Origin of the sequence: Nonlabens sp. (assembly GCF_039941875.1) — a bacterium.
Lineage (GTDB): Bacteria > Bacteroidota > Bacteroidia > Flavobacteriales > Flavobacteriaceae > Nonlabens.
Window position 1 is genome coordinate 87002 of the sequence record NZ_JBDVDQ010000005.1, and the last position, 9676, is coordinate 96677.

Annotated in this window: 11 protein-coding genes; 1 reads left to right on the plus strand and 10 read right to left on the minus strand. The window is 31.2% G+C overall.

Going from position 1 to position 9676, the window contains the following annotated elements:
• The first annotated feature begins 40 nt into the window (after positions 1–40).
• Complete coding sequence (locus tag ABJF08_RS04345; protein ID WP_348114838.1) at positions 41–1573, plus strand: succinate CoA transferase; 1533 nt, start codon at positions 41–43, stop codon at positions 1571–1573.
• Positions 1574–1840: 267 nt separating this feature from the next.
• Here ABJF08_RS04345 and ABJF08_RS04350 read toward each other — a convergent pair whose 3' ends face one another.
• The 10 genes from ABJF08_RS04350 to ABJF08_RS04395 form a co-directional block, all read right to left on the minus strand.
• Positions 1841–2086, minus strand: a complete 246-nt coding sequence (locus tag ABJF08_RS04350; protein WP_348114839.1) for a hypothetical protein — start codon at positions 2084–2086, stop codon at positions 1841–1843.
• A 137-nt stretch (positions 2087–2223) separates the two neighbouring features.
• The gene (locus ABJF08_RS04355) at positions 2224–2607 is read right to left on the minus strand and encodes a VOC family protein (RefSeq protein WP_348114841.1); all 384 of its coding nucleotides are present in this window, start codon (positions 2605–2607) and stop codon (positions 2224–2226) included.
• A 64-nt stretch (positions 2608–2671) separates the two neighbouring features.
• Entirely contained in the window at positions 2672–3082 is a 411-nt protein-coding gene (locus tag ABJF08_RS04360) for a hypothetical protein (RefSeq protein WP_348114842.1), read from the minus strand.
• A 169-nt stretch (positions 3083–3251) separates the two neighbouring features.
• The gene (locus ABJF08_RS04365; RefSeq protein ID WP_348114843.1) at positions 3252–3638 is read right to left on the minus strand and encodes a hypothetical protein; all 387 of its coding nucleotides are present in this window, start codon (positions 3636–3638) and stop codon (positions 3252–3254) included.
• 434 nt (positions 3639–4072) lie between these two features.
• Positions 4073–5203 carry an MBL fold metallo-hydrolase gene (locus ABJF08_RS04370; protein WP_348114845.1) on the minus strand — a complete coding sequence of 377 codons (1131 nt, stop codon included), beginning with the start codon at positions 5201–5203 and terminating at the stop codon, positions 4073–4075.
• A gap of 1 nt (position 5204) precedes the next feature.
• Entirely contained in the window at positions 5205–5873 is a 669-nt protein-coding gene (locus ABJF08_RS04375; protein WP_348114846.1) for an epimerase, read from the minus strand.
• Positions 5874–5877: 4 nt separating this feature from the next.
• Positions 5878–6876 (minus strand): NAD-dependent epimerase/dehydratase family protein, encoded by a 999-nt coding sequence (locus ABJF08_RS04380; protein ID WP_348114847.1) that lies wholly within the window; start codon positions 6874–6876, stop codon positions 5878–5880.
• Positions 6877–6938: 62 nt separating this feature from the next.
• Complete coding sequence (locus ABJF08_RS04385) at positions 6939–7508, minus strand: Crp/Fnr family transcriptional regulator (RefSeq protein WP_348114848.1); 570 nt, start codon at positions 7506–7508, stop codon at positions 6939–6941.
• Between the two features lie 248 nt (positions 7509–7756).
• Positions 7757–8590, minus strand: coding sequence for a class D beta-lactamase (gene blaOXA, locus ABJF08_RS04390; protein WP_348114849.1), 834 nt, complete (start codon positions 8588–8590; stop codon positions 7757–7759).
• Between the two features lie 243 nt (positions 8591–8833).
• On the minus strand, positions 8834–9307 hold the full coding sequence (locus ABJF08_RS04395) for a hypothetical protein (RefSeq protein ID WP_348114850.1): 474 nt from the start codon (positions 9305–9307) through the stop codon (positions 8834–8836).
• Between the last annotated feature and the right edge of the window lie 369 nt (positions 9308–9676).

Genomic DNA, 9676 nt, shown 5'->3' on the forward strand with positions numbered 1-9676 from the left:
ACAGAATTATTTAACCCTAAAATTATAAAATCATCATATTATGGAAAGAATAAAATATGCACCTTATTTAGATAAAATACAGACACCAGAACAGGCGGCTTTTTTAATTAATGATAAAGATGTTTTAGGAGTAAGTGGTTTTACAAAAGCAGGTGACAGCAAGTCTGTTTTACCTATGGTAGCAAAAAGAGCTCTTACTGAAGATATTAAAGTAACCGTTTTAAGCGGTGCATCATTAGGTTATGATACCGATGCAGACCTAGCAAAAAACGGTGCACTATATAAGAGAATGCCTTTTCAAGCAGACCCAACCCTTAGAAAAAGTATCAATAATCATGAGGTACTTTATGTAGATCAACATCTAGGACAGACGGCAGACATGCTACAGAAAATAGATACCTTTAAAATAAACGTCGCAATTATAGAAGCTGTAGCAATTACAGAAGACGGTTATATTATTCCCACCACATCAGTAGGTAACTCTCCTGCATTTACAGAAAAGGCAGATAAAATTATCATAGAAGTAAACACCTCGTTTCCAGAAAGCTTAATCGGTATTCATGATGTGAAAACCTTAAAAAAACAACCTAATAGAGAGGTAATACCAGTAGTAAATTCAGATACCAGAATCGGAGATCCATTCATTAAAATTGATACTGATAAAGTTGTAGCTATAGTATACACACAGGTGCCAGATAGTCCTGCAGTAATCTCTGCACCAGACGATAAGACTAAGGCCATTTCAAATCATATATTAGATTTCTTAGATAAAGAAGTAGAAGAGGGCAGGTTAACAGAATCTCTATTGCCTTTACAAGCTGGTATAGGTAAAACCGCCAATGCTATTTTATCTGGTTTTACAAACAGCAGGTTCAAGAACCTAACCATGTATTCAGAAGTATTGCAAGACAGCACCTTTGAACTATTTGATTCAGGAAAACTCCTCTTTGCATCTGCCTCTTCCATTACTGTCACAGAAGAATGTTCTAATAAAATCTTTGCAAATTTTGAAGATTACAAAGAAAAACTACTGCTTAGACCTCAAAATATAAGCAACGCTGCAGAGGTTATAAGCCGCCTAGGAATTATAGGCATCAATACCGCCATAGAATTTGATATTTATGGAAATGTAAATTCAACGCATATTCTAGGTACTAATATGATGAATGGAATAGGTGGTTCTGGAGATTTTGCTAGAAATGGTTACCTCAGTATTTTTGCCTGTCCGTCTATATCTAAAGAAGGTAAAATATCTCACATCGTACCTATGGTATCGCACACAGACCATACAGAGCACGATGTAGATATACTAGTTACAGAGCAAGGTCTGGCAGACATAAGAGGCCTCGCACCTATAGAAAGAGCGCTTTTAATCATTAAAAACTGTGTCCATCCAGATTATAAAGGACAGCTGCTTAGTTATTTTGAAGAAGCTTATGCTTTAGGTGGTCACACACCACACATACTTTCCAAAGCATTGAGCTGGCATAGCCAACTTAAAATGGAAGGAACTATGAAAATAGAAACGGCCGTTAAAAACGAGAAGAAAATCGCTATGGCATATGAGTTATAAGCGACTCCTTTAAAAATTCTACAAAAGCCCCATAAAAACTACCGCACGGTTTCTATGGGGTTTTATTAGTTTCATGTATTCAGTTATGGTGGTAAAGGGTATGATTTTAGTTCCGCTTTCGCGAAAGCGAGACATGAATTATTTTAACTCCTGTAGTGAACCAATTAATTAATCAATTAAGTAAGTAGAACACCGCTTTTATTTAAACTGAAAAACGAGTTTCTAATGGTGTTCTATCTATGTGCAGTTATCAGTTACAGGTTGGGATTAACTCTGTTTTTTCTGTTTCAACAAATACGTTCTTATTTCTTTTCTCAAAGAAACTTCAGGTTTGGGTAACGGAATGGTCTGTCCGAATTGTTTACTCCTATTAAATTTAGAAAACATAATTTTATGCTTTTTCCATACGTCAGGATATAATTTTAAGAACATATTAAAGAAGCTCTGTTCGGTTATTTCTCCTTCTATTTTAGAATGTACTTCTTTAAATTTTTCTTCTTGTTCTATGATCATAGGGTCGTTATATAAATACTGTCATTTTATGCAATTTGAAACACGCGTCTCGAGTATCCATGTAGGAGCAGTGCAATATACTAGTTTCTAGTTGTGTTTTTTTGTAATTAAAGCACGGATAGAAACATAAGCGTAAATTAAATAGCATCGTTAATTTCGATCCAGTACCCATCTGGATCTTGAAAATAAACCTGTCTTATTCCATCCTTGCGTATGTAATCTTTGTTAGGTGTATTTAACCAGTCAGAGTATTCCATGTTCAATTCTTTTAAGGTATTTATAAAAGAATCTAGGTCAGTCGTGGTTAATGCAAAATGCACGGCTTTATTAATTTTTATTTGAAAATTAGGTCGCGGAATTAAATGCAATTGTTTGCCTTCATGAATAGATAACCATCTTGTTTTTGAGTCAGAGGCAGTATTCTCAATTTCTTCTAACTGGAGTACTTTTTGATAAAACGCAACAGATCTATCCGCATCTTTTACAGAAAGTGCTATGTGATTAAAGAAAAAAGTAGGCATGAAATATTTTAATGTTTAGGCTAATTGAAGAATCTATTGATGATGTGTTTATTGTTTCTTGAAATTAATGGCTAAGATTGTTTTTGGTAGTTTTTATTCTTGGGTCAATTGTTAATGAATTTTCAAACATTATTGTTTCGTCCAAATATTCAATAACAACTCTATTCTGCTTAAATTTTATCATTAACTGTTTTGATAAATTCTCAATTTCTTGTTTTAAAACTGTAACACTTAATGGGAACTTAGGATAATTAATAAAACTAAGTTTTAAATGTGGTTCGTTCTGACCACTCATAATAATTTTACATTTAGAAATTGAAACACTTAGATAGATTTGTTTATTCTCAATGAGTTTGTCTTGATAACTTTGTATGAAATTAATTACTTCTTTTTCATTAATTGTTATTTTTTCATAACCATATTCAAGACCAAGAGTTAGTTGAGCAGAAAATGGTTTTATTGCTGTTTTCTTCATTAAATTAATGTGTCAAATTTATTTTATTAATAATTTTTCGGATTATTTCCTTTTACTTTTCACTCAAATTCAAGGCAACGTGTTTGTATATAGTTTGTTGTGTAGTTAAGCAAATAAGCACTTGCCAAAGCAATTAATCATACACGGCATAAGTTGGCAAATTGCTTTTTTATTCACGATTAAACACTTGATTATAATATTTGTTCAATAATCCTTTTCCGTTATATTTTGTTTTTAAAATCAGTTTTGAATCGGCACAAACCTGTTTATATAAACTTTGCTCCTTTTCATTAAGACTTTTCGACCCTAAATAAACCATTTTGTAAATCGGATTAGATTGGTCTAATTCAAACGCTTTTTTTAGCAGTTCTTTCCCTTTGATTTCTAATTCCTCGTAATCTCCAAATTCATAAGGAAAAATTGAAATTGTATATCCAGCTATAAAATTGAATTCTGCTAATTCCAAGTATTTATTTAGTCCATTTTTTAATTCAGATTCCAATTCTGTTCGTAAATCAATATCCTTCTTAAATTTTCCATTTACGTCTTCAAGCATAGACCATAAAAAGAAAAAATAATATTTCCACGTTTCAAAATTTGCGTTATTTTATGAAATCAGTTTTTGATATTCAGAATATGCCTCGTTGTACTTTTCGGCAGTTTCTAATTCAAATACTTGTTCCAGATTTTGATTCATTCGGGATTTTTTTCAACTTGTTGCCAACAGCCAAAGGCACAATACCAGTAAGGTACTCCATTGGTTTACTGCTATTTGTTAAGTTGTAAATGTGAAAGTACAAAACAAATTTAGAATTCATGTGCCTCACAGGCGGCATAAATGGTAGAGTAGGAAAAGAGATTTTGCTTTTGCTATAGTAAAAGCAGGGTTAATATATGATGATGGATATAGAAGTGTACCTGTTAGAAATTAATTGAAATCCACTTGTTTTTTACCACAGTTCTTTGTTTTAAAACGTTTTTTGTCAGGTTTTATAGTCCTTTCCACCATTCGTTATAGTTGGTGATAGTATCTTTAACTACAATGATATCTCCTATTTTTGGTGTAATAGCTTTTATATTTAATCTTTTAGCTTCTATTTGTATACGCTCAACAGGCTCTGTCCAACTATGTAAGGCTAATTGAAAACTAGCCCAATGTATAGGCATTATTTTTTTTGCATTAACATCAATGCCAGCCTGTACAGTTTCTTCTGGCATCATATGAATATCAGACCACATTTCATCGTATTGTCCGCATTCTAATAGAGCAATATCAAAAGGTCCATATTTTTTACCTATTTCTTTGAAGTGGGATGCATAACCACTATCTCCACTAAAATAAATATTTTCATTTTTGGATTTAATAACCCAAGAACTCCATAATGTACTTTGTGAATTATTTAGTTTTCTTCCGGAAAAATGTTGAGCAGGAGTACAAATAAAAGAGATACCCTCAAACTGTCTTTCTTCCCACCAATCTAATTCAGTAATTTTAATAGAAGGAACTCCCCAAGATTCTAAATGAACTCCAACTCCTAGCGGTACAAAAAAATGAGAAACCTTTTCTTTAATTTTTAAAATAGTTTCATAGTCTAAATGGTCGTAATGATCGTGTGAAAAAATAACAGCATCTATTTTAGGGACATCTTCTATAGCTACAGGAAATTCTGTGTTAAATCTTTCAGCTCCTAAAAGTGGGTGAGGAGCTGCAACTTTACTTAACATAGGATCTAATAATATGGTCTTCCCTTCTATTTGTAATAGAAAGGAAGAATGCCCAAACCAAATTAAACGTCCTTCTTCTTTATAATTAGCCACAGTTTTAATATCAGTTTTATTTACTTTTACGTCATTTTTAGGCTTCAGATTATCTGCTTCGGTTGTTAAAAAAGCATACACAATTTTTAAATTATCTTTAAAACTTATCTCTTTTGGAGCAGGAGCAATGTTGTTGAATTTACCATTTCTGTATTGTTTAGATTTTTGATAAACAACTTGTTTCTCTTTAGAGATATCACCTCCAAAACTTGGGTAGTAGTTAACAAATAATAAGTAGCATACTACTAATAAACTAATAATAGAAGTTATAATAACCAACACTCTTTTAAATACTTTTTTCATTTTAAAAAGTTCTATCAGCAAATAAAATGATATCCTTATTCTCTAAATGTTTCAAAGATTGAGAATGAAATAATGTATGAATCATTGCTAAACCTACCTTGGTTGTCGTTGGCATGGTTTTGCTGTTTTTTAACAACCTCATGAATGGAATCAAAATAGTGTAAACAATTCTATACCATCGTGTTTTTGGTTTAATCCCTTTTTCAGGAATAATTACACCTGGTCTAAACATATATGCATCTTTAAAACCTTTATTTAAAATGTAATTTTCGGTTTTTCCTTTTACTCTCGCCCACATCGTTTTTGATTGTTCAGTACTATCAGTTCCAGAGCCTGATACATAATTAAAAACCATAGCAGGGTTTATAGCATAAAGTGCATCTGCAAAAGCTTTGGTAATATCAAAAGTGATGCTTGTATAATCTTTAGTATTCATTCCTACAGATGATGTGCCCATACAGAAAAAACAAGCATTGTACTTTTCTAAATCTTTTGATATTGTTGAGATTTTTGTAAAGTCTTTAAGTAAAACCTCTTTTAGTTTAGAATGTTTGAGATCTATAGAACTTCTGTTAATAATTAAAACTGATTTTATATTTTTATTGGAAAGGCACTCTAATAAAACGCCTTTCCCAACCATACCAGAAGTCCCTGTGATAATTACATTCATAATCTTATTTCCAGTCGTTTTTCAAATATTTTAAAGCATCCTCTAACGCCTTTTTAGAAGGTTTTGGGTCATAACCTAATTCACGTTTTGATTTACTAATATCATAATCTTGTTTTAAGCCATAAAACATATCCAAATAATGTCTCTGTAACAAAGGTTCTTTTCCTGTTAGTTTACTACTAAATTCCATTAAACCAGCTACAGAGTACAATAAACATTTCGATACTTTTTTAGGCATTTTTAATTTTAGCTCAGGATATAAATCAGCTGCTATTTTTACACTTTCTTGCATAGTAGTATGTTTCTCGTTTGATAAAATATAACGTTCTCCATTTCTACCTTTAGCCATTGCATTATACATTCCTGAAGCTACATCTTTTACGTCTACCCAATTTAAAGTTACATTGGTGTCTACAGGTATTTCACCATTTAGAATTTGTAATACCAGGTTATTAGAATAACTTAATTTATAAGCCTTATCACCAATCATAGCAGAAGGTAAAACCAAAACAGTTCTAATTCCATATTTTTTACCCAATTCTAATGCTAGTTTATCAGAATCATTTTTAGAGTTGTAATACCAGTTTCTACGGTCTTTATTATATCCGTTATCTACATTGGCTGGTAGTTTTGTGAAATCTAAAGAAGCGACTGAACTGACATATACAATGTTTTTAACACCACATTCTTTGGCCATATCAAACACATTTTGAGTTCCTTGCATGTTGTTGTCATAAATCTCTTCTTTTGGATTTTTTGCCCACATGCTAAAGTTGGCGGCTACCGCATATAAATTAGTAACTCCTTGAAAAGCTTTTTTTAATGATACCCTGTCCATAAGGTCAGCTTGTACAACTTCACAATCTAAACCATCGAAAGGTGCGGTATTATCAATATTTCTTACAGTTGTCCTTACTTTTTGGTTGTCAGAAAGCAATAGTCTAACTAAGTTGTTTCCTAAATGTCCAGTTCCTCCTGTTATTAATGAAATCTCCTCGCTCATAATTATCAAAATTTTGTTTCAGCAAATTTCGATACCTTTTAAGAGCTAAGAAATAACATATGTTAGAAAGTGATTTGCTTTCTAATACGACTTAAAGATTGAGGTTCCATACCTAAAAATGAAGCCATATTGTCTATAGAAACGTTTAAAGCTAATTTAGGATGCTGATTTAAAAATTTTAGGTATCGTTCTTTTGCAGTTAAAATTTGAAAATCTTTTACGCGTTCTAATTTACATCCTAAATGCTCGTTGGTTACTTCTTTGATAAAAATGGACCAAAATTTTGTTTCCTTTTGTAAGATATCAAAATCAGGTTTTGAAATTTTTAGAATTCTAGATTCAGTAATAGTTTCATAGTAATCTATGGATGGTGTTTCGGACATAAAACTATCTAAAGATGTAAAGAAGTCTTGTTCTGATACAAGGTGTTGTACGATAATTTTCCCATCTATATTTTGATACCCTTTTACAATTCCAGAATCTAAGAAATAAATATATCGCTCGATTTTTCCAGCCTCTAAAAGCTTAGTTTGGGTTGGTATTTGTTCAGGTACGAAGTATTTTTTGATTAAATCAATATCACTTTGTGACAAGTTAATTCTCGACTCTATGTAATTAATTAAATTTTTCATTGTTGAGTAGTAATAAGATTTAACAACCAAAGGTACAATGCGAGTGAGGCATTTTATGATTATACTGTATTTCCAATAAAGTTGTAAATGTGAAAGTACAAAACAAATTTAGAATTTATGAGCCTCACAAGTAGCATAAATGGTAGAACAGGAGTAAGTTGTTATATGATAATGGCTAGAAGTGTACTTGTTAGAAATTAAGTGAAATTCACTTGTTTTTTACCACAGTTCTTTGTTGCCAACAGTACTTATTTCATAGTGTTTAAAGCTTCAAGAGTAATTTTTTTTCTTAATTTAGGGAATGATTTTTTATTCAAAGTATCTTTTGGTTCAATGTTGGTGGCAAAAAAATAATTATTGTCTTCTTCTGATTCAATATAGCCTACAAACCAGCCATTATAATTCCCATTTCTAATTGACAGACCTGTTTTTCCATTTAAATTATATTTACCATATTTCTCAATAAAAAATATTTTTTTCATTATATCTTGAGTTCTTTTAGAAATTTCAAGTTCTGATTTAAAGAAACGTTTGATAAATTCTATTTGTTGGAATTGATTAATTTTAGAGTCTCCTTCTAACCAAAATTTATCTATATTTTTTGAGTTTACTTTCATATCCTTATATTCCAACTTTTCCATATATTCATTCATTCTTTTTTCTCCAATTTCTCTAGCAATTTCTTGATAACAAGGAACGCAAGAATATTTAAAAGCATCTCTGAGTATTAAATCTTGTTCCCAAATTTTATAGTCTCTTTTTTCTCCATTCCAATGGAATAATGTACTGTCATTTTCAACGACTTTAGTTTCTAGGGCAATTATTGAATTTACAATTTTAAAAGTAGAAGCTGGTAATCTACCAGTTTTAGCCCAATCAAAATCGTTTGAATAGTATAAATCATTTTTTAAGTCATAAATAAGAATCGAACCATTAACATTACTTGAATCTATAATTGATTGAAATTCAGGTTTCACAATTTCATTTTCGGATAGATTAATCTTTTGTTCTTTTTTAGTTTTCTTATTTTCGGCACAAGATTGTAAAAGAAATACTATTAATATAATGTTTAAAATTCTCATTTTTTGGGGTATTGTTGGCAACAGCCAAAGGCACATTACAAGCAACGCATTCCATTGGTGTGCTGTTTTTATTTTGGTTATGGTTTTAGATGTGAAAGTACAAAACAAATTTAGAATCCATGCGCCTCACAAGTGGCATAAACGGTAGGGCAGGAGTAAGTTGTTATATGGTAATGAATAGAAGTGTATTTGTTGGAAATAAAGTGAAATTTGCTTGTGTTTTATTGCGGTTCTTTGTTACCATTAGTTTTTCTTCGTTCCGATTGCGGTATTATAAAACCCTTCGTATCCTTTTCCGTATTCGTTTTTTGTTTCCATTATACCTTTCAAGGAAATTTGTTTAGAATTTAGTTCCGTTTCATAAATAAATCCTCCATTATTTAATTTCAGCGTGTCAGGATTGTAAAGTTTTTTTGGATTATAAGAAAAGCTATCGACCAAAATCACATTCGTTTTTTTATTAACGTTATAACCTACGAATACAATTTCGCCAGCTACTTTAGAATTCAATTCGTATGTATTCTTGTAACTTGGAATATCTCTAATCGTAATACTGTCAAACACATATTTAGTTTCAATATCCGCCACAATTTTCCGTAAACTATCATTTTCCGCTTTTAGATTTTCCAATTTATCGATTGTATTTTCGCCTTGATTTATATCTGTACAGCTAAACATCATTAAGGTTAGAAAAACTACTATTATCGCTTTCGTCATATTTTTTTCAAATTAATGGTAACGGTAAGGCTATGATTCGTTTCAGTCATCAACCCTTACCTTAAATTCTTAATTGATGGCTCTAAAGATATTACTTTGATCTAAATTACTGTTCTATCTTTAAAATGAATTATAGCTAGTGTGTGTGCTACGCATGAGCAGAGATGGTTATAAGGATTAAAGGTAGGTATTATTTTTAAGAATTATGATCAAGTTTTCTAGAGGGTCAAAGTCCCTTATAGGCTTGGGTAACGCCAGGAACTATTAGTAAGTCGCAAGGTGGTTATTTGTGAAGATAGCACTGAAGGAAGCGAGACTACAAAATCTGGAACTGACGAACACTTTTTTATCAGAATGTCCAGTGGACAT